General features: G+C 39.6%; 30 protein-coding genes. 25 read left to right on the top strand and 5 right to left on the bottom strand.

Annotated elements, in window-relative coordinates; all coding sequences use genetic code 11:
* Positions 1 to 8 precede the first annotated feature (8 nt).
* From rplF to P1X15_RS30350, 18 genes are all read left to right on the top strand, one after another.
* Complete coding sequence (gene rplF, locus P1X15_RS30435) at positions 9 to 566, top strand: 50S ribosomal protein L6 (RefSeq protein WP_028663497.1); 558 nt, start codon at positions 9 to 11, stop codon at positions 564 to 566.
* A 28-nt stretch (positions 567 to 594) separates the two neighbouring features.
* Entirely contained in the window at positions 595 to 948 is a 354-nt protein-coding gene (gene rplR, locus P1X15_RS30430) for a 50S ribosomal protein L18 (RefSeq protein ID WP_277341893.1), read from the top strand.
* 6 nt (positions 949 to 954) lie between these two features.
* Positions 955 to 1470: a 30S ribosomal protein S5 gene (gene rpsE / locus P1X15_RS30425; RefSeq protein WP_013927421.1), complete on the top strand. Its 516-nt coding sequence runs from the start codon at positions 955 to 957 to the stop codon at positions 1468 to 1470.
* Positions 1471 to 1482: 12 nt separating this feature from the next.
* Positions 1483 to 1662, top strand: a complete 180-nt coding sequence (rpmD, locus tag P1X15_RS30420) for a 50S ribosomal protein L30 (RefSeq protein ID WP_277341892.1) — start codon at positions 1483 to 1485, stop codon at positions 1660 to 1662.
* Positions 1663 to 1737: 75 nt separating this feature from the next.
* Positions 1738 to 2184, top strand: a complete 447-nt coding sequence (rplO, locus tag P1X15_RS30415; protein ID WP_277341891.1) for a 50S ribosomal protein L15 — start codon at positions 1738 to 1740, stop codon at positions 2182 to 2184.
* Between the two features lie 58 nt (positions 2185 to 2242).
* The gene (gene secY / locus P1X15_RS30410; protein ID WP_277341890.1) at positions 2243 to 3556 is read left to right on the top strand and encodes a preprotein translocase subunit SecY; all 1314 of its coding nucleotides are present in this window, start codon (positions 2243 to 2245) and stop codon (positions 3554 to 3556) included.
* An 8-nt stretch (positions 3557 to 3564) separates the two neighbouring features.
* Complete coding sequence (map, locus tag P1X15_RS30405) at positions 3565 to 4359, top strand: type I methionyl aminopeptidase (RefSeq protein WP_277341889.1); 795 nt, start codon at positions 3565 to 3567, stop codon at positions 4357 to 4359.
* A gap of 22 nt (positions 4360 to 4381) precedes the next feature.
* A complete protein-coding gene (gene infA, locus P1X15_RS30400; protein ID WP_013927416.1) occupies positions 4382 to 4600 on the top strand; it encodes a translation initiation factor IF-1 in 219 nt (72 codons plus the stop codon).
* 91 nt (positions 4601 to 4691) lie between these two features.
* Positions 4692 to 4808 carry a 50S ribosomal protein L36 gene (gene rpmJ, locus P1X15_RS30395; RefSeq protein WP_028523604.1) on the top strand — a complete coding sequence of 39 codons (117 nt, stop codon included), beginning with the start codon at positions 4692 to 4694 and terminating at the stop codon, positions 4806 to 4808.
* 9 nt (positions 4809 to 4817) lie between these two features.
* Positions 4818 to 5195 (top strand): 30S ribosomal protein S13, encoded by a 378-nt coding sequence (rpsM, locus tag P1X15_RS30390; protein WP_028663503.1) that lies wholly within the window; start codon positions 4818 to 4820, stop codon positions 5193 to 5195.
* Between the two features lie 89 nt (positions 5196 to 5284).
* Positions 5285 to 5680 (top strand): 30S ribosomal protein S11, encoded by a 396-nt coding sequence (rpsK, locus tag P1X15_RS30385; RefSeq protein WP_277341888.1) that lies wholly within the window; start codon positions 5285 to 5287, stop codon positions 5678 to 5680.
* Positions 5681 to 5783: 103 nt separating this feature from the next.
* Entirely contained in the window at positions 5784 to 6395 is a 612-nt protein-coding gene (rpsD, locus tag P1X15_RS30380; RefSeq protein ID WP_028663505.1) for a 30S ribosomal protein S4, read from the top strand.
* Positions 6396 to 6521: 126 nt separating this feature from the next.
* Positions 6522 to 7511, top strand: coding sequence for a DNA-directed RNA polymerase subunit alpha (locus P1X15_RS30375; RefSeq protein ID WP_028663506.1), 990 nt, complete (start codon positions 6522 to 6524; stop codon positions 7509 to 7511).
* A 112-nt stretch (positions 7512 to 7623) separates the two neighbouring features.
* Entirely contained in the window at positions 7624 to 8397 is a 774-nt protein-coding gene (gene rplQ, locus P1X15_RS30370) for a 50S ribosomal protein L17 (protein ID WP_277341887.1), read from the top strand.
* A 119-nt stretch (positions 8398 to 8516) separates the two neighbouring features.
* Complete coding sequence (gene carA / locus P1X15_RS30365) at positions 8517 to 9617, top strand: glutamine-hydrolyzing carbamoyl-phosphate synthase small subunit (protein ID WP_277341886.1); 1101 nt, start codon at positions 8517 to 8519, stop codon at positions 9615 to 9617.
* A 143-nt stretch (positions 9618 to 9760) separates the two neighbouring features.
* Positions 9761 to 10684, top strand: coding sequence for a bile acid:sodium symporter family protein (locus P1X15_RS30360; protein WP_277341885.1), 924 nt, complete (start codon positions 9761 to 9763; stop codon positions 10682 to 10684).
* A gap of 49 nt (positions 10685 to 10733) precedes the next feature.
* Complete coding sequence (locus P1X15_RS30355; protein WP_277341884.1) at positions 10734 to 11504, top strand: SDR family NAD(P)-dependent oxidoreductase; 771 nt, start codon at positions 10734 to 10736, stop codon at positions 11502 to 11504.
* A gap of 27 nt (positions 11505 to 11531) precedes the next feature.
* Positions 11532 to 12161, top strand: a complete 630-nt coding sequence (locus P1X15_RS30350; protein WP_277341883.1) for a LysE family translocator — start codon at positions 11532 to 11534, stop codon at positions 12159 to 12161.
* A gap of 57 nt (positions 12162 to 12218) precedes the next feature.
* On the opposite strand, the gene P1X15_RS30345 is transcribed toward P1X15_RS30350, so the two are convergent.
* Positions 12219 to 12461 carry a type B 50S ribosomal protein L31 gene (locus P1X15_RS30345; protein ID WP_028663512.1) on the bottom strand — a complete coding sequence of 81 codons (243 nt, stop codon included), beginning with the start codon at positions 12459 to 12461 and terminating at the stop codon, positions 12219 to 12221.
* A gap of 388 nt (positions 12462 to 12849) precedes the next feature.
* On the opposite strand from P1X15_RS30345, the gene P1X15_RS30340 reads away from it, so the two are divergent.
* Positions 12850 to 13593, top strand: coding sequence for a glycosyltransferase family 2 protein (locus tag P1X15_RS30340; protein ID WP_277341882.1), 744 nt, complete (start codon positions 12850 to 12852; stop codon positions 13591 to 13593).
* Between the two features lie 70 nt (positions 13594 to 13663).
* On the opposite strand, the gene P1X15_RS30335 is transcribed toward P1X15_RS30340, so the two are convergent.
* Complete coding sequence (locus P1X15_RS30335; protein ID WP_277341881.1) at positions 13664 to 14305, bottom strand: thioredoxin family protein; 642 nt, start codon at positions 14303 to 14305, stop codon at positions 13664 to 13666.
* Positions 14306 to 14349: 44 nt separating this feature from the next.
* Positions 14350 to 14835 (bottom strand): TlpA family protein disulfide reductase, encoded by a 486-nt coding sequence (locus P1X15_RS30330; RefSeq protein ID WP_277341880.1) that lies wholly within the window; start codon positions 14833 to 14835, stop codon positions 14350 to 14352.
* An 80-nt stretch (positions 14836 to 14915) separates the two neighbouring features.
* Here P1X15_RS30330 and accC point away from each other — a divergent pair, with 80 nt between their 5' ends.
* Positions 14916 to 16421: an acetyl-CoA carboxylase biotin carboxylase subunit gene (gene accC / locus P1X15_RS30325; RefSeq protein WP_277341879.1), complete on the top strand. Its 1506-nt coding sequence runs from the start codon at positions 14916 to 14918 to the stop codon at positions 16419 to 16421.
* Between the two features lie 4 nt (positions 16422 to 16425).
* Here accC and P1X15_RS30320 read toward each other — a convergent pair whose 3' ends face one another.
* A complete protein-coding gene (locus P1X15_RS30320; protein WP_277341878.1) occupies positions 16426 to 16839 on the bottom strand; it encodes a DoxX family protein in 414 nt (137 codons plus the stop codon).
* Between the two features lie 119 nt (positions 16840 to 16958).
* On the opposite strand from P1X15_RS30320, the gene P1X15_RS30315 reads away from it, so the two are divergent.
* The 5 genes from P1X15_RS30315 (at position 16959) to P1X15_RS30295 (ending at position 21185) form a co-directional block, all read left to right on the top strand.
* A complete protein-coding gene (locus tag P1X15_RS30315) occupies positions 16959 to 17342 on the top strand; it encodes a hypothetical protein (RefSeq protein ID WP_277341877.1) in 384 nt (127 codons plus the stop codon).
* A gap of 137 nt (positions 17343 to 17479) precedes the next feature.
* Positions 17480 to 19774, top strand: a complete 2295-nt coding sequence (locus P1X15_RS30310; RefSeq protein ID WP_277341876.1) for a TonB-dependent receptor — start codon at positions 17480 to 17482, stop codon at positions 19772 to 19774.
* Positions 19771 to 20238: a thioredoxin family protein gene (locus tag P1X15_RS30305; protein ID WP_277341875.1), complete on the top strand. Its 468-nt coding sequence runs from the start codon at positions 19771 to 19773 to the stop codon at positions 20236 to 20238. Before P1X15_RS30310 ends, P1X15_RS30305 begins: the two co-directional genes overlap by 4 nt.
* Before the next feature lie 70 nt (positions 20239 to 20308).
* Complete coding sequence (locus P1X15_RS30300; protein ID WP_277341874.1) at positions 20309 to 20707, top strand: group III truncated hemoglobin; 399 nt, start codon at positions 20309 to 20311, stop codon at positions 20705 to 20707.
* 166 nt (positions 20708 to 20873) lie between these two features.
* Positions 20874 to 21185, top strand: coding sequence for an isoamylase early set domain-containing protein (locus P1X15_RS30295; RefSeq protein ID WP_028663518.1), 312 nt, complete (start codon positions 20874 to 20876; stop codon positions 21183 to 21185).
* A gap of 77 nt (positions 21186 to 21262) precedes the next feature.
* Here P1X15_RS30295 and P1X15_RS30290 read toward each other — a convergent pair whose 3' ends face one another.
* The gene (locus tag P1X15_RS30290; protein WP_277341873.1) at positions 21263 to 22042 is read right to left on the bottom strand and encodes a polyprenol monophosphomannose synthase; all 780 of its coding nucleotides are present in this window, start codon (positions 22040 to 22042) and stop codon (positions 21263 to 21265) included.
* Positions 22043 to 22047: the final 5 nt, after the last annotated feature.

Genomic DNA, 22047 nt, shown 5'->3' with positions numbered 1-22047 from the left:
GAAAGAACATGTCACGTATAGGAAAAAAGCCGATTACGCTACCAGCAAACGTCACAGTATCGGTGTCAGATGAAAACATTGTAACAGTAAAAGGTCCTAAGGGATCCTTGAGCCGTGCAATTGATAGAGATATTACAATAGAGGTAGAAGGAACTGAACTAGTAGTTAGCCGTCCTACCGAACAAAAACGTCACAAGGCAATGCATGGCCTTTACCGCGCACTCATCAACAATATGGTGACGGGCGTAAGCGAAGGCTATAAAGCACAACTTGAAATTGTAGGGGTAGGTTACAAAGCTTCTGTCAATAACAATGTGCTAGAAATGAGCCTTGGCTATTCTCATGGTATCTATTTTGCTGTACCGTCTGAAGTAAAGATAACAGCAACAATGGAGAAAGGTCAAAACCCGAAAGTTTTCTTGGAATGTATAGACAAAGAACTTTTAGGTCAAATTGCAGCTAAAATTCGCTCATTCCGCAAAGTTGAACCTTACAAAGGAAAAGGTATTCGTTTTGTTGGAGAAGAGATTAGACGTAAGGCTGGTAAAGCGGCTGCTAAGAAGTAATCGGTAATCTGAAAAATAGTAAGCAATCATGGCTTCAGTAAAAAGCGAAAGAAGACAGCGCATCAAGTACCGGATTCGGAAAAAGGTAAATGGTACATCAGAAAAACCACGCCTTTCTGTATTCAGATCAAATGCGCGAATTTATGCGCAAATAATAGATGACACAAAAGGTCTCACTCTTGCCGCAGCTTCATCTTACGAACTTGACGCAAACAAGTCAAGTGTAAATACAGAAGATGCTAAACAAGTAGGACTCAAAATAGCCGAAAAAGCTATTGCTGTAGGTGTTAGCACGGTTGTTTTTGACCGTAATGGTTATTTGTTTCATGGCAAAGTTAAAGCATTGGCAGACGGCGCTCGTGAGGGTGGTCTCAAATTCTAATAAGATATGTCAAACAGTATTAAACCTGTGAAGTATAATGAGGCTGACCTTAAAGAAAAGGTAGTCGCTATCAATCGCGTTGCTAAAGTAGTAAAAGGTGGTCGCCGTTTTAGCTTCTCAGCAATCGTTGTCGTCGGTGACGGCAAAGGTGTAGTAGGTTATGGCTTAGGAAAAGCTAATGAAGTAACCGACGCTATCGCAAAAGGAATCGAAGATGCGAAGAAAAACCTCGTACAAGTTCCGTTGCTTAAAGGCACAGTGCCTCACGAAATGCACGGTAAATTTAGTGGAGGTTTGGTTTTTGTAAAACCTGCCGCTCCTGGTACTGGAGTAATTGCAGGTGGTGCGATGCGCGCTGTTTTAGAAGCGGCAGGAGTGCATGATGTATTAGCGAAATCAAAAGGTTCTTCAAACCCTCACAATGTGGTAAAGGCAACTATTGATGCCTTACTAAAAATGAGAGCTCCTCATCAGGTAGCTTTTCAACGTGGGGTGAAGTTGGCCAAAGTTTTTAATGGATAATCTTTTACGAAAATGTCAAAGATAAGAGTTACACAAGTTAGAAGCAAAATTGGTCGACCTGAGAGTCAAAAGCGTACACTGACAGCTTTAGGCCTTGGTAAAATCAGTAGTAGCGTTGAGATTGAAGTGAATCCTGCCATCGCTGGTATGATTCGTCAAGTAGATCATTTAGTGAAAGTCGAAGAGATTTAACAAAGAAGTTAATTGTTTGGTTGTATTTTTCTATAACTACTAGACAATTAACACTTAACCATTCCCTTACAGGCAATGAATCTTAGCTCATTAAAACCAGCCGCAGGCTCGGTAAAGACAAAAAAACGTTTAGGTAGAGGTCACGGTTCAGGAATGGGCGGAACATCTACTCGTGGACATAAAGGTGCGCAATCACGTTCTGGTTATAGTCAAAAAAGCCACTTTGAAGGTGGGCAGATGCCTCTCCAAAGACGTGTTCCTAAGTTTGGTTTCAAAAATATTAACCGTGTAGAATACAAAGCACTTAACTTGGATACAATCCAAGCATTAGTAGAAAAAACTAACGTGTCTGTAGTTGATACGGAAGTGCTTTTGAGCAATGGATTAATTTCTAAAACAGATTTAGTGAAAGTACTTAATCGCGGTGAATTGAAAGCTGCAGTAGAAGTAAAAGTCCATGCTTTCTCTAAAACAGCCGCCGAAGCCATTGAAAAAGCAGGTGGAAAAGCAGTTACTTTGTAATCTTTCAAAAGATTTTTGTAACTTTGCCTGATTTTTTCACAGGTAAATCTAAAAACGCATGAAACGGTTTATACAGACCTTAAAAAATATCTTTTCAATTGAAGAGTTGAGAAATCGTATTCTCTACACTCTTCTCTTGATTTCAGTCTATCGATTAGGTTATTATATTGTACTACCGGGTGTAGACGAATCAAAGCTTAACATCGATACCGGTGGCCTATTAGGGTTACTAGATACCTTTTTAGGGGGGGCATTTAGCAAAGCTTCAATCTTTGCATTAGGTATTATGCCTTATATTTCTGCTTCAATTGCTATCCAGCTTTTGACAATGGCTTTGCCTTATTTTCAAAAAATGCAGAAAGAAGGCGAGTCTGGGCGGAAAAAACTGAACCAAATCACGCGAGTACTTACGATTTTTGTAACTATTGCACAATCGATTAGTTATTTGCAAACGACAATCTCGACAGATGCGTTACTTATCAGTCGGGCCTCGTTTACGATATCCTCTGTGTTCATTCTTACTGCTGGTACTATTTTTTGTATGTGGTTAGGAGAAAGAATTACAGACAAGGGAATAGGAAATGGTACTTCCATGCTTATCATGATTGGTATTGTTTCTCGTTTTCCTAAAGCTATCTTTCAGGAAGCATCTTCGAGAGGTTCAGGTGAAGCTTTGATTTTTGTACTAGAAATAGTGGCCTTATTCTTAGTGGTAATGTTTGCTGTAGCACTAACACAGGCCGTTCGCCGAATCCCTATTCAATATGCCAAACAAGTAGTTGGTAATAAAGTAATGGGAGGCCAAAGACAATATCTTCCTCTTAAGCTTAATACCTCAGGAGTAATGCCTATCATTTTTGCTCAGGCATTAATGTTTATCCCTTCTTTAGTAGCAGGGCTTTTTGCAGAAAAGAGTGACTTCGCTAGTTCTATTGCAACTATATTCAATGATTATACGACTTGGCAGTACAATGGCCTTTTTGCAACGTTGATTATTGTATTCACCTTCTTTTACACTGCAATTGCAATTAATCCACAGCAAATCGCAGACGATATGAAACGTGGAGGTGGATTTATTCCGGGTGTTAAACCTGGTTTAGCAACATCGGACTTTATCGCAACCGTTCTTGACAGGATTACTTTACCAGGTGGTATTTTGTTAGCAGTTGTAGCTATTTTACCATCTCTGGCAAGTTTGACCGGTATGACACGTGAATTTGCTCAATTCTTTGGTGGTACGTCATTACTTATCCTTGTGGGAGTTGTTTTGGATACACTCCAGCAAGTTGAAAGCTATCTCTTGATGAAGAGATACGAAGGTTTGATGAAATCTGGACGTGTAAAAGGTCGTACAGAAACAGTTGCTGCCTAATGTCAAAGATGATGTTTCTAAAATCAGAAGAAGAAGTCTTACTGATTAAGGAAAGCGCACAAGTATTAGGGAAAACGCATGCTGAAGTAGCTAAATGGATAAAACCAGGGGTTACTACTAAGCAATTAGATAAAATAGCAGACGAATATATAAGAGACAATAAAGGTATACCTTCTTTTAAGGGGTATAACGGCTTCCCAGCTTCGCTTTGTATATCTCTCAACGAAACAGTAGTACATGGTTTTCCAAGCCAGTATGTATTGAAAGAAGGAGATATAATATCAATCGACTGCGGTGTGAAATTACACGGATTTCATAGCGATAGTGCTTATACTTACCCCGTGGGTACCGTAAGTACAGAAGCGATGAATCTGCTAAAACGTACAAAGCAATCGCTCTATTTAGGTATAGAACAAGCGGTAGAAGGAAAAAGTGTAGGAGATATAGGATTTGCTATTCAGTCATATGTTGAGCGTTTTGGTTATGGGGTGGTTAGAGAGTTAGTGGGGCATGGCGTAGGTCGAAACCTCCACGAAAGCCCCGAGGTTCCTAATTATGGAAAGAAAGGTCAAGGCCCAAAGCTAAAAGAAGGGATTGTGATAGCCATAGAACCTATGATAACCCTTGGAAAGCGTACAGTAGTGCAGGAAAAAGACGGATGGACAATACGCACTGCCGACCGTAAACCTGCCGCTCATTTTGAGCACACTGTATTGGTTCGAAAAGGGAAAGCCGAGATTTTGACCACGTTTAAATATATAGAAGAAGTAACCGAAAACACGACGTTAATGGTAAGCGTCTAACTTTCTTACCAAAAAGCTGTATATGGCAAAACAAGGACTTATCGAAGTAGATGGAATTATTGTAGAGGCATTATCAAATGCTATGTTTAGAGTACAACTTGAAAACAAGCACGAAGTAATCGCCCATATTTCGGGTAAGATGAGAATGAATTACATTAAAATCTTGCAAGGTGACCGAGTTAAATTAGAAATGTCACCCTATGATTTGTCTAAAGCTCGGATAATTTACCGATATAAATAACAGTAACTTGATGGTAGATAGCGAATTTTAGAATACTTTTTTTTAGAGATTCTATTGTTTCAAAGTCTTAAATCCAAAATCAAATACAACAATGAAAGTTAAAGCGTCTATTAAAAAGCGCAGTGCTGAATGTAAAGTGATTCGCCGTAAAGGGAAACTTTACGTTATCAATAAGAAAAATCCCAAGTACAAACAAAGACAAGGATAATTATAAGATATGGCACGTATTGCAGGTGTTGACATTCCGGATAAAAAACGCGGTGAAATTTCGTTAACTTACATTTACGGAATCGGACGTAGCTCTTCTCGTAAAATATTGGAGAAGGCCGGAGTTAATTTAGACAAAAAAGTAGCTGAATGGTCTGATGAGGAAGCAAACGCTATCCGGGCGATCATTAACGGTGAATATAACACAGAAGGAACTCTTCGCTCAGAAATTCAGTTGAGCATCAAGCGCCTTATGGATATTGGTTGCTATCGTGGTTTGCGCCATCGTAAAGGTTTGCCTGTACGTGGTCAGAGAACAAAAAACAATAGCCGCACGCGTAAAGGAAAACGTAAGACAGTGGCCAACAAGAAAAAAGCTACTAAGTAGTAATTGAGTTAAAAGTTATTTGTGAGTAATTGGTTATAATTTTAATTAACGAATACAAGTAGCTAATAACATTCAACCTGAATAATAAAATGGCTCAAAATAAGCGTAAAGATAAAGCTAAAAAACGCATTGTACAGGTGGAGCAAGTTGGCCAAGTCCATATCAAAGCTTCATTTAACAACATCATTATCTCAGTTACCAATTTGTCAGGACAAGTGATTTCTTGGGCATCTGCTGGTAAAATGGGCTTCAAAGGCTCTAAGAAAAATACCCCTTATGCTGCACAAACAGCAGCTCAAAGCTGCGCTCAAGTAGCATATGACTTAGGAATGCGCAAAGCTGAGGTGTTTGTTAAAGGACCAGGTTCTGGTCGTGAATCGGCGATTCGTACTGTACAAAACGTGGGTATTGAAGTAACAACTATCAAGGATATTACTCCACTACCTCACAATGGTTGCCGTCCCCCCAAACGTAGAAGAGTATAAGTACTAAGTTTTTATAAAGCCGTAAGGACAATCCGCAATTTGGACACTGGGGTTGCAGGATTGTTCATACGGTAATTTTTGTGTTTAAATTAATTCAATTCAAATGGCACGTTATACAGGTCCAAAGTCAAAAATTTCACGCCGTTTTGGTGAACCCATCATGGGGCCAAGCAAGGCGTTGAATAAGAAAAATTATCCTCCCGGTCAGCATGGCCGTGGTCGTCGTAGCAAAAAGTCTGAATACGCACTTCAGCTACAAGAAAAACAAAAAGTGAAATATACTTACGGTATTTTGGAACGCCAATTCCGTAACTTGTTTCATCGCGCAGCAGTACGTGAAGGTATTACTGGTGAAAACTTGCTCAAATTGTGCGAAGCACGTTTGGATAATACAGTGTATCGTTTGGGTATCGCTCCCACTCGCCGCGCTGCTCGTCAGTTAGTAACTCACAAGCACATCACTATTGATGGTGAAGTTGTAAACGTTCCTTCATTTTCGCTTCGCCCAGGGCAAGTAGTTGGAGTACGTGAAAAATCAAAATCACTCGAGGCTATTACAGCTAGTTTGGTTGCACGTACAGCTGCAGCTAAGCGTTTTAACTGGCTTGAATGGGATAACTCTTTAATGGTTGGTAAGTTTGTTCAGTATCCGGAACGTGATCAGATTCCTGAGAATGTCAACGAGCAAGCCATCGTCGAATTGTACTCGAAGTAACTTTAAAGTATTGCAAAACCCATTGGGGTGGGGTTCCACGTCAAGGGTTTTGTTTTTGTATGTTTAGTAAAACATACTTTTTTGGCTTATTGCCACACTTCGGACTCTAAAAAAACTGCTAATCCTATGTCTATTTTAGCATTCCAAATGCCCGACAAAGTCGTAATGGAAAAAGCCGACGATTTTCACGGGTTGTTTGAGTTCAAGCCTCTTGAAAAAGGTTTTGGCGTAACAATCGGAAATGCGTTGCGCCGTATTTTGCTTTCATCACTTGAGGGGTACGCTATCATTAGTGTAAAATTCCCCAGTGTACTTCATGAGTTTTCCTCAATCGAAGGAGTGGTGGAAGATGTTACCGAAATCGTGCTGAACCTTAAAATGGTACGCTTTAAAAAGGTTTCGGAATTGGTTGATAACAAAATCACGGTAAGTGTTAAGAACCAATCAGTCGTAACCGCTGGCGATATTGCTAAGTTTACCTCTTCATTTCAGGTTTTAAACCCCGATTTAGTTATTTGCCACATCGACGACCAGATTACTTTCGAGATGGAAATCATCCTTGAGAAGGGTCGTGGATATGTACCTGCGGACGAACCGCGCAACATGGAATTGCCGATAGGGCACATTCCTATTGATGCGATTTATACGCCCATTAAAAATGTTAAGTATAGCGTTGAAAATACGCGTGTAGAACAGAAAACTGACTACGAAAAACTGCTCATTGAAGTAACTACCGACGGGTCTATTCACCCTGAAGAAGCTTTGAAAGGAGCTGCTTACATTTTGATTCAACACTTCATGTTGTTCTCTGATCAAACTATGACGTTTGAAACTCAGAAAAATGATGAAGTAAGCGAAGTAGACGAAGAAATGCTTCGTATGCGTAAGCTTTTGAAAACACCTCTTGCTGACCTTGATTTGTCTGTGCGGGCTTACAACTGCCTTAAATCAGCAGACATCAAATCTCTAGGGGATCTTGTCAAATTAGAAGTAGCTGACATGATGAAGTTCCGTAATTTTGGTAAAAAATCTTTAACAGAATTGGAACAGCTTGTGGCAGAAAAAAACCTTGTTTTCGGTATGGACGTTGCGAAGTACCGCTTAGACGAGGATTAGTGTTAATGTAAGATGTGTTGTCACATCTTAGTTTTTTTTAACAAATTATTTCACCGGTTAGTATTCTGAAGCGCGTAAATCGCCGCTCGAAGCTAATCTCAAACTCAAACCAATGAGACACGGTAAAAAAGACAACCATTTAGGTCGTACCTCATCGCACCGTAGTGCGTTGTTGCGAAACATGGCTGCATCGTTGATTTTGCACAAGCGTATCCAAACTACCTTGGCGAAAGCAAAAGAGCTTAAAAAATTTGTAGAACCAATTTTGACACGGGCTAAGGAAGACAACACCCACAATCGTCGTATTGTTTTTTCTTATATCCCTGAAAAAGAGGTTATCAAAGAACTTTTCAGTACTGTATCTGACAAAATCGCTGACCGTCCCGGTGGATACACTCGTATCATTAAATTGGGTACTCGTCAAGGAGATGCGGCTGAAATATGCTTGATTGAGCTAGTTGACTTTAACGAAACTCTTCTAACAGCAGTTGAAGAGAAAGCTACTAAAACTCGTCGTAGCCGTCGTGGAGGTAAAAAAGCTTCTTCTCAAGATGAGCCAGAAACCTCAGCTGTAGAAGTAAAAGCTGCACCTACTGTAATCGAAGAAGCCCCTGCTACTGAGGAAGCTGCCACAGAAGCCGCTGATGATTTAGAGATTATTGAGGGGATTGGACCTAAAATCGCCGCCGCTTTAGTTAGCGCAGGTGTGAGCACCTTTGCTCAACTGGCAGACATGACTCCTGAAGAAATTCAGAAAATTGTATCTGAAGCTGGTATTGGCTCGAAAAGTCCAGCGACTTGGCCGCAACAAGCTGCCCTTGCGCGTGACGGGAAGTTTGATGAATTGAAAACTTGGCAAGACGAATTAAACGCTGGTCAAGAATAATTTTTCTCATAAAAAATAAAAAAAAATGAAGAAAAATTAAAATACAGAAGGGGTTAAACGAAAGTTTAGCCCCTTTTTTTTGAAATTTGTAGCAACAATTCTCAATTACTAAATAAAAAATGAGTTCTAGACAACCTGCATTATTACTTCTGGAAGATGGGACAGCCCTTAGAGGGACTGCACTAGGTAAAATTGGCACCATGGGAGGGGAGATTTGCTTTAACACAGGTATGACCGGATATCAGGAAATTTATACGGATCCTTCATACTTTGGGCAAATCGTCATAAATACGACCTCTCATATCGGAAACTATGGGGTACAACTAGAAAATGAAGAAGAATCCAGCTCGATTAAAATTAGCGGAATGGTTTGTAATTCGTTTTCTCAGATTTATTCTCGTAAAACTGCGGATTTTTCTCTTCAAACTTATTTTGAACGTGCCAACATCGTCGGAATCAGTGATGTAGACACTCGCCAGTTGGTTCGGCATGTAAGACAAAAGGGAGTAATGAATGCTATCATTTCATCCGAAATTTTGGATGAAAAAACGTTGCGTGAACACCTCCTGGATGTCCCTAGTATGGACGGGCTAGAATTGTCATCCATTGTAAGTACAAAAGATGTGTACTTTATGGGGGATGAAGCTACTGCAAAATATCGGATTGCAGTAATGGATTATGGGATTAAAAAGAGTATCCTCTTAAATTTGGTGCAACGTGGCTGCTTTTGTAAAGTATTTCCTGCAAAAACATCCTTTGAGGAAGTAATGGCGTTTAATCCAGACGGATTTTTTATCTCCAATGGGCCAGGGGATCCAGCTGCAATGCCGTATGCGGTCGAAACCGTAAAACAATTTTTAGATACCAATAAGCCCTTGTTTGGAATATGTTTAGGACACCAAATTTTGGGTCTTGCTAGTGGGATTTCTACCTTTAAAATGCACCACGGTCATAGAGGACTCAATCACCCTGTCAAAAATCTTCAAACAGGACTATCTGAAATTACATCTCAAAACCACGGTTTTGCAGTAAGTCCGGCTGAAATTGAAGCTCACCCTGATGTAGAGGTGACCCATATTAATTTGAACGATAAAACGATAGAAGGGATTCGTCGTAAAGACAAACCAGCGTTTTCGGTACAATATCACCCAGAAGCCTCTCCGGGACCTCACGATTCACGTTATTTGTTTGATGATTTTGTGAAGTTATTTAAAGCTTAATACCCTAATTGTATGCTAAAAAGCTCCCTAAATTACTTTTGGGGAGCTTTTTGTTTGGTAGCTTGGTAAATTTAAGGGGTGAGTTGCTTTTAAAAGAACTTATCGAAGTATCCATAAAAACTTTCTAAGTTCTTAGCTTTCTCATGAAAAATTATCTTTATACACTGTCGATTGTAGTAGCTGCTACATTGGCTATGTTTTATCCAGCTCCTTTTACCCAAATTGGTGATTTTCAGCTCAAAAGTCTTATTCTTCCTTTACTTCAAATCATTATGTTTGGAATGGGGACTACTATGAGTCCTAAAGATTTTGAGGCAGTAGTAAAATCACCCAAGAGTGTATTGATTGGAATTGTGTGTCAGTTTACAATTATGCCATTGATAGGGTTTTCATTAGCTACATTGTTTGAATTTCCGGCCGAAATAGCAGCGGGTGTTATTTTGATAGGTTGCTCTCCAAGTGGGTTGGCTTCTAATGTAATGGCCTATATTGCAAAGGCCAATGTTGCCCTTTCCTTAACTATTACTTCGTTGGCAACCCTGTTAGCACCTGTGCTTACTCCTTTATTAATGAAGCTTCTAGGAGGTGCATTTATTGAAGTTGATTTCTTCAAAATGATGATTGAAATTTTGAAGATTATTATTTTACCCATTGGGCTTGGTTTATTAGTCAATCGCTTATTTAGACATCAAGCCGATTTTTTAAATAGATATATGCCTTTGGTTTCAATGGCAGGAATTGCGCTTATTATTTGTATTATTACGGCCGCAGGGCGTGAGAGTTTATTGAAAGTTGGAGGAGCGTTGGTAATATGTACTCTCATTCATAACTTATGTGGTTACTTGTTAGGATATTGGAGTAGTAAACTCCTAAAACTGCCCGAACAAGACTGTAGAACAGTAGCTATTGAGGTAGGATTACAAAATGGGGGATTAGCTTCAGGTATTGCCTTACAAATGGGCAAAGTTGCTACAGTGGGGTTGGCACCTGCTCTTTTTGGCCCTATTATGAACATTACAGGATCTCTGCTAGCGAGCTGGTGGAGTAAAAGAACACCCAAAGACTAAATCTCTCCTTATATTCTAGTAGCTTAGAATAAATACCAAACAGCGCATAATGTATACACAGTTTATTTTTAGTAATCAAGTCGCTATCGTAACAGGGGCGGGACAAGGGATTGGGCTGGAAATTGTTAAACAATTAGTAGCACAAGGAGCATCTGTTCTTCTGAATGATGTAGATATAAACCTTACTCAAGAAGCCGTGAAACTCGTCAGCCACGAAAGATGCATAGGACTGTCAGGAAATGCCGCCGATGTGGACTTTGTGCGTACAATGGTCGACAAAGCCGTAGAAGTGTTTGGTCAACTCAACATCATAATCGCTAATGCAGGTATCACTACTTTTGGGGACTTTTTTGAATACCAACCAGAATCTCTACAAAAGTTATTAGATTTGAATTTGAGGGGGAGTTTCTTTTTAACTCAGGCGGCAGCCATTCAAATGAGAAAGCAAGCTTCTGGGGGAAGAGTGCTACTAATGTCGTCTGTAACGGGGCATCAAGCTCACAAATACCTAGCAGCATACGGAATGACTAAAGCAGCTCTCGAAATGCTTGCTAAGAGCCTAGTAATTGAACTTTCACCATTTAAAATCACCATCAACACAGTTGCCCCTGGTGCAACGATGACGGAGCGTACCGCCGAAGATCCTAATTATAACGATACCTGGGGAAAAATCACACCACTAGGTACTCCTGCGACGGTTCAAGATATTGCGCATGCGGCATTATTTTTAGTATCTCCTTTGGCGGGTCATATCACGGGGCAATCGTTGGTAGTAGACGGGGGCTGGACTGCCGTAAGTCCTTCTCCTTATGCAGATTAACATCCTAATAGCAATTGTTAGGCTTTTATGGAAAAACCTGCTCTGATTTTTTTCGTAGTGGCAGTTATTAGTTTTGTAGGCTCACTACAACTGGGACCAGTCAATATGACTGTGATACAAACCGTACTCCGGCAACATCTCAAAGCAGGAATATGGGTGGCAATAGGAGGGTGTTTACCAGAAATGATTTATGCAGCAGCAGCTGTATGGTTTGGAATGTGGTTTAATACACATCCACAAGTTTTGTATTATTTAGAATGGCTAGCTATCCCCATTTTGGTTTTAATGGGAATTTTAATGCTACGAAAACCTAGTAACCCTTCTCAAGGTCCTTCTTCTAGTTTTGTGCATCAATCTCTTATTTTGAAGGGGTTTTTGGTAGGTATACTCAATCCTCAACTTTTTCCTTATTGGCTTGTTGTATTGCTGCAATTTCAGGGCTATTCGTGGCTTCATATCCACCACTTTAGCGAGCAGTTTTCTTTTGTGCTCGGAACCGCCTTTGGCGCTTTGGGACTGTTGGTAGGGGTGGCTTATCTAACTAGCCGTTTTCGAGAAGCAATCCTAGCTAAACTAACCAATATCAATTCAAATCAACTTTTAGGATGGTTTTTTATTGGCTTGGGGATTGTTCAGTTACTGAAGAAGATATTATAAAAAGAGGGAAGATTACCTAAAGCAATCTTCCCTCTTTGACCAAAACCAAAAAGTTGATTATTTCTTTCCGTATTTTTTGAAGAATTTATCAACGCGACCAGTCGTATCAAGCAAGGTATTTTTGCCTGTATAGAATGGGTGAGATTGTGAAGTTACCTCAGCCTTGAACACGGGATAGGTCTTGCCTTCAAACTCAATAGTTTCTTTGGTAGGAGCACAAGAACGAGTCACAAACTTATCATCTGTGGCTAAGTCCCAAAATACTACCTCTCTGTAATCTGGATGAATGCCTTTTTTCATTTCTGTATCTACTATAATATTATGATGCTTGTTTCTAAAACGGGATGCAAAGATAGTAACTTTTTGAAAATCAAAAAAATATCTTAAAAAAGAAGTTGAAAGTTTGGTTTTTGAGAGAAAAATAAATGCCTCACTTTCAACGAATTGGAATAATTGGATATTGCCATGGAGAGATAGACCTCATATCTCTCTACAAAGACGATTAGTCAAACCAACGTATCCCTTAGATAGCCTATCAAGGCCTGTAAGAGCGAAATATTGTGAAATCTTTAAATAAAAGAAATGGCTCCAACCTACTAAAGTTTTAAAAGTAGTTGGGAATCATAGCTTAAGAACATTACTTTTGCGCCTTCATAAGTCAATTATTAAGCATTACGAAGCCCTAAAAATGTACAAAGGCAAAAAAGTAATTGTTGTGATGCCCGCTTATAAGGCATCCCTTACCTTGGAAAAAACTTACCAAGAGATTCCATTTGATTTGGTAGATGAAGTTATTTTAGTCGACGATGCAAGTCCCGACAATACCGTAGATGTAGCTAAAAAACTGGGGATTAAACATGTAATCCGACATGAAAAAAATAAAGGCTATGGCGGTAATCAGAAAACTTGCTATACCAAAGCATTAGAACTTGGCGGTGATATTGTGATTATGCTTCATCCTGATTACCAGTATACTCCACTGCTTCTGACGGCTATGATTTCAATCATCGGTAATGATTTATATCAAGTCGTATTTGGTTCACGAATTTTAGGAAAAGGGGCACTCAAAGGAGGTATGCCCATGTACAAATACATTGCAAATCGTTTTCTGACGTTTGCCCAAAATGTATTGATGAACCAAAAATTGTCTGAATATCACACTGGCTATAGAGCGTTTTCGGGGGAAGTCCTCAAAAATGTCCCTTTTCATAAATGTGATGATGATTTTGTGTTTGATAATGAGATGATTGCCCAAATATTCTGGGCAGGTTATGAGATAGCTGAAGTTACGTGCCCTACCAAATACTTCGATGAGGCTTCCTCTATCAATTTTCAAAGAAGTATGAAATACGGATTAGGGGTATTGAGAGTTTCGGGTCGGTATTGTTTGGCTAAATTGGGTCTTTGGAAATGGGCGATACTGAGTAAATAAAAAAAGTCCAGAATAAACTGGACCTTTCTTCTACTGTCGACTGTAAAAATAAAAGACAACCAAACTGCATTTAAGCATCTTTCCACCCAATCGCGCAACCAACGGCTTTGGTTTGGGTCACTACGACGGGCTTACCCGCTAGGATATTATTAACTGCATCCTCCACGTAGCGTTTTGTAACACTCGTGGGGTCTTGATAATTGTCGTCGATTGTACCAATATATTGTACTGTAAATTTACTGCCTTCATTTTTTAAAACAAATACGTGTGGCGTACGAGTTGCGCCAAATGCCTTTGCTACGGTTTGGGTTAGGTCTTGTAAATATGGGAAAGAATATCTTTTTTCGCTAGCTCTTTTCTTCATATTATCAAAAGAATCTTCTTCATAATCTGAAGCGTCGTTGGAGTTTATGGCAATCACTGGGAATTGAAGAGATGCATACTTTTTGTCTAGTCCGATGATTCTTTCTTCATAAGCTTTTGCAAATGGGCAGTGATTGGTCGTAAATACCACAATGACCCCTTTTTTATATTTATAATCAGCCAGACTTACGGAGTTTCCTCCCACATTTTGCAGCGTAAAATTAGCAACAGTAGCCCCAATGCTATAGCCATTAGGAGAGGCTTGGGCGATTTGTGAACGAAAAAATAAAGTAGTAGCCATGCCTAATGCCAAAATAGCTACTAATGCCAGCCAAAACTTATTTTTCATGATATTTAGATGATTTGAAATTTTGACAAATATTTTATAAAAAGTCACAGAAAATCAGAAAGTTCTTTCACCAAACGGTCATAATCTAATTTTTGTTCAAAAAATACTTTCTTCTTTTTTGAGTTATTAATGATTAAAGTGGCGGGAATGGCTCCTGACCAAGTTGGGTCTATTTTATCAATCCATTCATTAGCGTCGGGTTCATTCAATAGCCACACTTTTGTACTAAGATTGCGTTGATTTACAAATGGTATAACCCTCGTATTCAAGTCTTTCACAAAATCCATGCTAATCAGTACTACTTTTACATTTTTGTTTTTATAGTTTTTTTGAACTTCTTCAAAAAAAGGAATTTCGCTGATACAAGGCTTACACCAAGTCGCCCAAAAGTTCAGAACATAAGTGGTATCTGAAGATGTCGTTAAAACTTCTTGTACTTCCTGCCATTTGATAACGTTTACTTGTTGGCAATTGGCCTCACAGTGGTTAAACAACAACCCCAAACCTAAAAGAGCAATGACCTTTCTCATCTAACTATATTGTTTTACCAACATAAATTTAATGTAATAAACGATAAGTTGTAACTTTCGGTGTCTTTTATCATAAAAACATGGCCACTATCAAAAAACTTCTGGTCGCCAATCGGGGCGAAATCGCACTGCGGGTGATGCGTACTGCTCGTGAAATGGGAATTCAAACGGTAGCAGTCTATAGTGAAGCTGATCGCGAGGCATTGCATGTACGATATGCCGACGAATCAGTGTGTATCGGGGCTGCTGCTTCGTCTGAGTCATATCTAAGAGGGGATAAAATCATCGAAGTATGTAAAACCCTCAATGTAGATGCAATCCATCCAGGCTATGGGTTTTTATCAGAAAATGCCAAGTTTTCGCAAATGGTAAACGACGCAGGTATTCTTTTTGTGGGCCCTTCTGCTCATAGTATCGAAATCATGGGAGATAAGCTTTCTGCCAAAAGAGCGGCCGCCAAGTACAATATTCCGATGGTACCTGGTACACCAGATGCCGTCACAGACAGAACCGAAGCAAAAAAAATAGCATCTGCTATCGGCTACCCTGTTTTGATTAAAGCAAGTGCTGGAGGTGGTGGCAAGGGTATGCGAATTGTAGAAAATGAAGAAGAATTTGATGAACAAATGGAACGGGCCGTAAGCGAAGCTATTTCAGCTTTTGGAGACGGAGCCGTGTTTGTTGAAAAATATGTGGCTTCTCCTCGGCACGTCGAAATACAAGTACTAGGAGATAAGCATGGCAATATCATTCATTTGTTTGAAAGAGAGTGCTCGGTACAGCGGAGGCATCAAAAAGTTGTGGAAGAAGCCCCTTCTTCTTGTCTCACGCCCGAAATCAGACAAGCAATGGGGCAATGTGCCGTAGATGTGGCACGCTCATGCGGATATTACGGAGCGGGTACAGTTGAATTTATCGTTGATGATAAACTCAATTTTTACTTTCTCGAAATGAATACACGCCTGCAAGTAGAACACCCCGTAACCGAAATGATTACAGGAGTGGATTTAGTGCGTCAGATGATTTATATAGCCGAAGGGCGTCCATTAGAAATCAAGCAAGAAGATTTGAAAATTAATGGGCATGCCATGGAAATACGGGTATATGCCGAAGACCCTACCAATAACTTTTTGCCTGACGTTGGTACATTACAAACCTACGTGCGTCCTCAAGGCAATGGTGTAAGAGTAGACGATGGATTTGAACAAGGAATGGCTATCCCGATTTATTATGATCCTATGATTGCCAAACTCATCACTTACGCTGCCACGCGAGAAGAAGCGATTGAAAAAATGATAAGGGCGATTGACGAATACCAAATCAGTGGCGTCCAGACTACCCTAGATTTTTGCCGATTTGTGATGGAGCATGACGCATTCCGTTCGGGCAATTTTGACACCCATTTTGTCAAGTATTATTTTACACCTGAAGTATTACAAAAAACTGTAAGCTCAGAAGAAGCCCAAATAGCGGCTGCATTGGTTGGATATTTAATCAATCAAGTTCAGCAATCTGACCAAGTAGCTACTGTCAATAATGCTGTAGTCAAAAGCAATTGGAAAACTAAGCGGGCTAATTGGAAATGATATTCTAAAAAGCATGTAGGATGATTCCTAACATAGTCATTAAAAAATAGGGGACTAAACCAGCGGCTCCAGCATAGTCTTGAGCCATGCGCTGACCAAAAAATAAACAAGTAATAGAAATACCGCCTATGCTTAATCCATAAGCGGATATTGTAAGCCCCCACGAACTACCCACTAATATCAAAAGCGTGCCGCTAAGTGAAATAAGTCCAGCGGAGGTTTCAAGAAGCGTAATGACGGGCATCAGCAGACCCACCGTAGGGGCCAAAAGAGATTTTTTGAAATGCTCTTTGAAGTAATCCAAATTGCCTTGATAATGAAAGACTTTATCGAGTCCAGATTGGGTAAAGAGAATACCATTGAAAGTAGTAATAAGCAACTTGGCAAGCGTCAGTGCTGAAAATCCAAAAATTTCCATGTATAGTGATTTAATGGTTTTAGGTTCTTCACAAATTTCGTAGTTTTTGGTAATTATTTTGTAACCATCAACTTTTTCTCAAAGAACATAGTTAAATTTACAAAATAATGTACCAATAAATGCTTCTCAGCCAACGCATACGACAATCAATAGCTCAAGGCTTCTTGGTAGTTTTTACCTTGATGCTTTTGAATGGTATCGTGTTTAGGCATGCACACAAGCTTTCGAGTGGAAAAGTCATTACCCACGCTCACCCTTACAAAAAAGCGGCTCAATCAAATTCTCCTTTTCAACCAAACGATCACACCTCCAATGAGCTGTTTTTGTTGGATTCGTTTAGCAATGCATCATTTGTGGGGTTGACATTGTCGGTGGCATTGGCAGCTATAAAAATCACACAAGTATTTTTCCCAAGTGTTAATTCATATTACCTATTAACGGCCTATCATACGCCTTTCTTTGGCAACTTCTCTCTTCGCGGGCCTCCTGTGCTTTTTTGTTAATTGTTTGCAGTTTTTAGTTAATCAATTTTAGGTCTAAAAAAGCGTCCTATGCTTTGCATATATGCCTATAGTTTTAGGTATGTAGTGTTGGCATGGTGGGCTATACGCATCATTATCAATACTTAGCACAGAATTCAATGAAAAAAATATATTTACTGCTAGCGTTGGCGCTAGTACAATTTTATGCCTTTGCCCAAACTGGAAGCATAAGAGGGACTGTATTGGTCAAAGGAAAACCACTGGAGTTTGCAACCGCAGCTCTTAAGGGTACTCAATACGGTACAACAACCAACGAACAAGGGGTTTTTGAAATTAAAAACATTAAATATGGGAGTTATCAATTAGTTATTTCGGCTATTGGGTATCGAAATATCACAAAATCAGTGACGGTGTCGGAAGCAAAGTTTTTTCAGGAACTCTCGTTACAAGGCGAAGAATTAGAAAACTCCTTAGCGGAGGTGGTAGTAACAGGTACTATGAAAGAAGTCTCTAAACTTGAAAGTGCTGTACCAGTTGAGATTTATACGCCTGTTTTTTTTAAAAGAAATCCCGTTCCTAATTTATTTGAATCTTTACAAAACATCAATGGCATCCGTCCGCAGCTTAATTGCAATGTATGTAATACCGGCGATATCCACATTAATGGGCTAGAAGGACCCTATACGATGATTATGATTGACGGAATGCCTATTGTATCGGGGCTTTCTACGGTATATGGTTTGAGCGGGATTCCAAGTGCGCTCATTGAGCGCGTGGAAGTAGTCAAAGGGCCAGCATCTACTTTGTATGGTTCAGAGGCCGTTGGGGGGCTTATCAACGTAATCACGAAGAAGCCTTCGTCTGCACCCTTGGTGTCGGCTGATGTAATGGGTACGTCTTGGGCTGAATTTAATACAGATTTGGGCCTAAAATATAAAGTAGGGGAAAAAGCCCAATCTTTATTTGGTTTGAACTATTTCAATTTCCAACGCCCTACCGACAAGAATGGTGATGGTTTTACGGATATTACGCTTCAAAATCGCATTTCTCTTTTCAATAAAATTAGCTTTGACCGTAAAGACAATCGGCTATTTTCGATTGGCGGACGCTATGTTTATGAAAACCGCTGGGGAGGACAAATGCAATGGACGCCCAAAGACCGTGGCAGCAATGAAATCTATGCCGAAAGTATTTATACCAAACGTTGGGAAGTAATCGGTGCTTACCAATTGCCTATTCGTGAAAAAATTACGTTTCAATTTTCGGCCAATGGGCATAATCAAGATTCTTACTATGGTACCACTCCTTTTACTGCTCAACAATATATCGGGTTTGGGCAATTTACTTGGGATAAAAAAATAGCAGAAAAGCATGATTTGTTAGTTGGTACAGCCTTGCGATATACTTATTATGATGACAATACCCCGGCCACAAGCCTTGACAATACCAATGCCCCCTCAAAAGTAGTATTGCCGGGTATCTTTGCCCAAGACGAGATTTCGCTTACTGCCAATCATAAATTATTGCTTGGGCTACGCTATGACTATAATTCTATTCATGGCAATATTTTGACTCCTCGTCTTAATTATAAATGGACTTCAACAGACAAGAAAAATGTATTGAGGGCTAGTGTTGGAAATGGTTATCGAGTAGCTAATGTATTTACAGAAGATCATGCCGCTCTAACAGGCGCTAGAAAAGTAGAATTTACGGAAGAACTCAAACCGGAGCGTTCGTGGAATGGAAATCTAAATTATGTGCGCAAATTCTTTTTGTCAAATGGTGGCTTCGTTGGGCTTGATGCTACGGCTTTTTATACCTTCTTCAACAACCGTATCATTCCTGATTACTTAACCGACCCCAACAAAATCATTTATAGCAATTTAGCCGGAAATGCTGTTTCGAAAGGAATATCGCTAAATATAGATTTTTCGTTGGCCAATGGTCTGAAAGTGATGACAGGCGCAACAGCCATGGATGTGTTTCAGAGACAAGACGATGGCTCTGGCAATTTGGTGAAAATGACTCAATTGCTCACCGAGAAATTTACAGGAGTGTGGTCGGTATCGTATAGTTTTCAACAGATTGGTCTATCCGTAGATTATACTGGAAATCTCTATGGCCCTATGAAATTGCCCGTGCTTGGACCATTAGACCCACGTCCTGAGTATTCGCCTTGGTGGAGCATACAGAATATCCAACTTACCAAGAAATTTAACAACGGTCTCGAAATCTACGGCGGGGTCAAAAACTTGCTAAACTTTACACCTACCAAAGATGCGATTGCAAGAGCTTTTGATCCTTTTGATAAAGGAGTCACCTTTGATAACACTGGACAAGTAGTACCCACTCCCAACAATCCGTATGCGCTGACATTCGACCCTTCGTATGTATATGCTCCCAATCAAGGCATTCGGGCTTTTGCAGGTGTAAGATACAATCTGTTTAAATGAAAAAATACTTTTGGATTATAGTAGCTTGTGGTGGTTTGAGCCTTGGCAATCATTTTGCCAAGGCTCAGGCTGTGCAATGGACTTCTTTTGAGCATCTAAGTGATAGTTTGAGGAAAGAAAGAAAACCGTTGCTGATATTTATACACACCGATTGGTGCAAATACTGTAAGTTAATGGAAACCAAAACATTTCAAGAGCCATTGCTTGCTGATGCTTTAAACAAAAATTTTTATTGCCTGTCTCTCAATGCCGAAGAAACTAAGGGCTTACTATTTTTGAATCGAAAATATAAATTTAAGCCTACTGGAGTAAATACGGGAATACACGAACTCGCCGAAGTGCTAGGTACTGAGCAGGGCAAACTTACTTTCCCCACTACCGTGTTTTTTGACCAAAATCTTCAATTGCAGGGCAGAATAGTAGGGGTGATGGCGGCTAAACAACTACAACAGTTGTGTGAGTAAATGAACTGATTTTTGTCATTGGAGAAATGTAAGTGAGGCACCTATTTTGTAAAACTTTTGTTTTTACGCTATGCCAAAACTAATCGAAACTCGCGCTGATGTAGAATTGATGGTGAATCAATTCTATCAAAAAATTCGTCAAGATGCTGAATTGGGACCTATTTTTGATGAAATAGCTCAGGTAGACTGGGATGTACATCTGCCCAAAATGTATGATTTCTGGGAGGGAATATTGTTTGGTACGCTCAATTATGCAGGCAGACCTATGCCTCCTCATTTTAGATTGACCCAAAAACATACCCTAACACCAGCGCATTTTGATCATTGGTTGGCGCTCTTTTTTGAAAATATAGATGAACTTTTTGAGGGAGACAAGGCACAAGAAGTGAAGTATCGAGCCTATAGTATTGCGACAATTATGAACAATCGAGTACAACAAGTAAATGCGCAAATGGAGTTCGAAAACTGATTTTGAATCTATTACAAAAGTGTACTATTTTAGGTAAATTTTGTAATGATGAAGTTTTTTGTTGTACTATTGAAAGAATATTAATATATAACTAATTGGTATTCATTGACTTGAATTGTATTTATTTTATATCTTTGTAGCGCAAACCAAATAACCAAAAAACACTATGGCGATTGCAAAGCAAGTATTGAAAAGCAAACCTGTTTGTAAAGTAACGTTCTCACTTTCTGCTGATAGAGTGGCTGACGCGAAAGAGGTTGCAGTATTGGGTGAGTTTAATGGTTGGGCTACAGAAGCCGCTACAAAATTGAAAAAACAAAAAGATGGTTCATACAAAGCTACTGTAGAATTAGAAACTGGAAAAGAATATGCTTTCCGTTATTTGATTGACGGTGCTACTTGGACCAACGACGAAGCGGCAGATAAATATATCCCAAGCGGTGTATCTAACGAAGAAAACTCAGTAGTAGTTTTGTAGACAAAAGCCTTTCTATCAAAAAAGCCTCGTTCATAACAAACGAGGCTTTTTTGTGTCCCTAACCCTGTATAAATTTACTATGCCATTTCGGTCACTTGTAAAATCTTAATAGGTTGGGGTTCATTATGACGGATATAGGTTTTAAAAAAGCTACGTATTTTCAAATACAAAACACCTAAAACGGCTTCTTTAAAAATCTTTGTCGACATTTTGGATTCTCCTTTGGTACGGTCAGTAAAAATAATTGGTACTTCGGTGAGTTTGTACCCGTATTTCCAAGCATTAAACTTCATTTCGATTTGAAAAGCATACCCTACAAATCTAATATGATCTAAGCCGATACCTTGCAATACTTCACGCTTGTAGCAAATAAAACCCGCAGTCGGGTCCATGATATCAACTCCCATTACAAAACGAACATATACTCCCGCGAAATACGACATCAATACCCGGCCCATTGGCCAATTGACTACATTTACGCCTTTGATATACCGTGAACCGATAGCTACATCATGACCTTCGATAGCACATGCCTCATAAAGACGTACTAGGTCGTTAGGGTTATGAGAAAAATCGGCATCCATTTCAAACATGTATCGATATCCCTCTTTGAGAGCCCATTTGAAGCCATGAATGTAGGCCGTACCTAGCCCTTGTTTACCTTTGCGCTCAAGCAAATGAAGCTGACCGTCAAATTCACTTTGAAGTTGTTTTACTTTCAAAGCTGTACCATCTGGCGAACCGTCATCAACAATTAAAATATCAAAAGGCTGCGCCAAGCTAAATACCTTACGGACAATAGCTTCGATGTTTTCAATTTCGTTGTAAGTTGGAATCACTACCACACATTCTTTCATAGCTT

It is taken from the genome of Runella sp. MFBS21 (assembly GCF_029433105.1).
GTDB lineage: Bacteria > Bacteroidota > Bacteroidia > Cytophagales > Spirosomataceae > Runella.
This window is presented reverse-complemented; position numbering and strand designations above follow the sequence as displayed.

What these genes read in the sequence shown, in the direction of transcription:
- rplF (WP_028663497.1), top strand. Translation starts at nt 9, where the DNA reads ATGTCACGTATAGGAAAAAAGCCGATTACGCTACCAGCAAACGTCACA.
- rplR (WP_277341893.1), top strand. Translation starts at nt 595, where the DNA reads ATGGCTTCAGTAAAAAGCGAAAGAAGACAGCGCATCAAGTACCGGATT.
- rpsE (WP_013927421.1), top strand. Translation starts at nt 955, where the DNA reads ATGTCAAACAGTATTAAACCTGTGAAGTATAATGAGGCTGACCTTAAA.
- rpmD (WP_277341892.1), top strand. Translation starts at nt 1,483, where the DNA reads ATGTCAAAGATAAGAGTTACACAAGTTAGAAGCAAAATTGGTCGACCT.
- rplO (WP_277341891.1), top strand. Translation starts at nt 1,738, where the DNA reads ATGAATCTTAGCTCATTAAAACCAGCCGCAGGCTCGGTAAAGACAAAA.
- secY (WP_277341890.1), top strand. Translation starts at nt 2,243, where the DNA reads ATGAAACGGTTTATACAGACCTTAAAAAATATCTTTTCAATTGAAGAG.
- map (WP_277341889.1), top strand. Translation starts at nt 3,565, where the DNA reads ATGATGTTTCTAAAATCAGAAGAAGAAGTCTTACTGATTAAGGAAAGC.
- infA (WP_013927416.1), top strand. Translation starts at nt 4,382, where the DNA reads ATGGCAAAACAAGGACTTATCGAAGTAGATGGAATTATTGTAGAGGCA.
- rpmJ (WP_028523604.1), top strand. Translation starts at nt 4,692, where the DNA reads ATGAAAGTTAAAGCGTCTATTAAAAAGCGCAGTGCTGAATGTAAAGTG.
- rpsM (WP_028663503.1), top strand. Translation starts at nt 4,818, where the DNA reads ATGGCACGTATTGCAGGTGTTGACATTCCGGATAAAAAACGCGGTGAA.
- rpsK (WP_277341888.1), top strand. Translation starts at nt 5,285, where the DNA reads ATGGCTCAAAATAAGCGTAAAGATAAAGCTAAAAAACGCATTGTACAG.
- rpsD (WP_028663505.1), top strand. Translation starts at nt 5,784, where the DNA reads ATGGCACGTTATACAGGTCCAAAGTCAAAAATTTCACGCCGTTTTGGT.
- P1X15_RS30375 (WP_028663506.1), top strand. Translation starts at nt 6,522, where the DNA reads ATGTCTATTTTAGCATTCCAAATGCCCGACAAAGTCGTAATGGAAAAA.
- rplQ (WP_277341887.1), top strand. Translation starts at nt 7,624, where the DNA reads ATGAGACACGGTAAAAAAGACAACCATTTAGGTCGTACCTCATCGCAC.
- carA (WP_277341886.1), top strand. Translation starts at nt 8,517, where the DNA reads ATGAGTTCTAGACAACCTGCATTATTACTTCTGGAAGATGGGACAGCC.
- P1X15_RS30360 (WP_277341885.1), top strand. Translation starts at nt 9,761, where the DNA reads ATGAAAAATTATCTTTATACACTGTCGATTGTAGTAGCTGCTACATTG.
- P1X15_RS30355 (WP_277341884.1), top strand. Translation starts at nt 10,734, where the DNA reads ATGTATACACAGTTTATTTTTAGTAATCAAGTCGCTATCGTAACAGGG.
- P1X15_RS30350 (WP_277341883.1), top strand. Translation starts at nt 11,532, where the DNA reads ATGGAAAAACCTGCTCTGATTTTTTTCGTAGTGGCAGTTATTAGTTTT.
- P1X15_RS30345 (WP_028663512.1), bottom strand. Translation starts at nt 12,461, where the DNA reads ATGAAAAAAGGCATTCATCCAGATTACAGAGAGGTAGTATTTTGGGAC.
- P1X15_RS30340 (WP_277341882.1), top strand. Translation starts at nt 12,850, where the DNA reads ATGTACAAAGGCAAAAAAGTAATTGTTGTGATGCCCGCTTATAAGGCA.
- P1X15_RS30335 (WP_277341881.1), bottom strand. Translation starts at nt 14,305, where the DNA reads ATGAAAAATAAGTTTTGGCTGGCATTAGTAGCTATTTTGGCATTAGGC.
- P1X15_RS30330 (WP_277341880.1), bottom strand. Translation starts at nt 14,835, where the DNA reads ATGAGAAAGGTCATTGCTCTTTTAGGTTTGGGGTTGTTGTTTAACCAC.
- accC (WP_277341879.1), top strand. Translation starts at nt 14,916, where the DNA reads ATGGCCACTATCAAAAAACTTCTGGTCGCCAATCGGGGCGAAATCGCA.
- P1X15_RS30320 (WP_277341878.1), bottom strand. Translation starts at nt 16,839, where the DNA reads ATGGAAATTTTTGGATTTTCAGCACTGACGCTTGCCAAGTTGCTTATT.
- P1X15_RS30315 (WP_277341877.1), top strand. Translation starts at nt 16,959, where the DNA reads ATGCTTCTCAGCCAACGCATACGACAATCAATAGCTCAAGGCTTCTTG.
- P1X15_RS30310 (WP_277341876.1), top strand. Translation starts at nt 17,480, where the DNA reads ATGAAAAAAATATATTTACTGCTAGCGTTGGCGCTAGTACAATTTTAT.
- P1X15_RS30305 (WP_277341875.1), top strand. Translation starts at nt 19,771, where the DNA reads ATGAAAAAATACTTTTGGATTATAGTAGCTTGTGGTGGTTTGAGCCTT.
- P1X15_RS30300 (WP_277341874.1), top strand. Translation starts at nt 20,309, where the DNA reads ATGCCAAAACTAATCGAAACTCGCGCTGATGTAGAATTGATGGTGAAT.
- P1X15_RS30295 (WP_028663518.1), top strand. Translation starts at nt 20,874, where the DNA reads ATGGCGATTGCAAAGCAAGTATTGAAAAGCAAACCTGTTTGTAAAGTA.
- P1X15_RS30290 (WP_277341873.1), bottom strand. Translation starts at nt 22,042, where the DNA reads ATGAAAGAATGTGTGGTAGTGATTCCAACTTACAACGAAATTGAAAAC.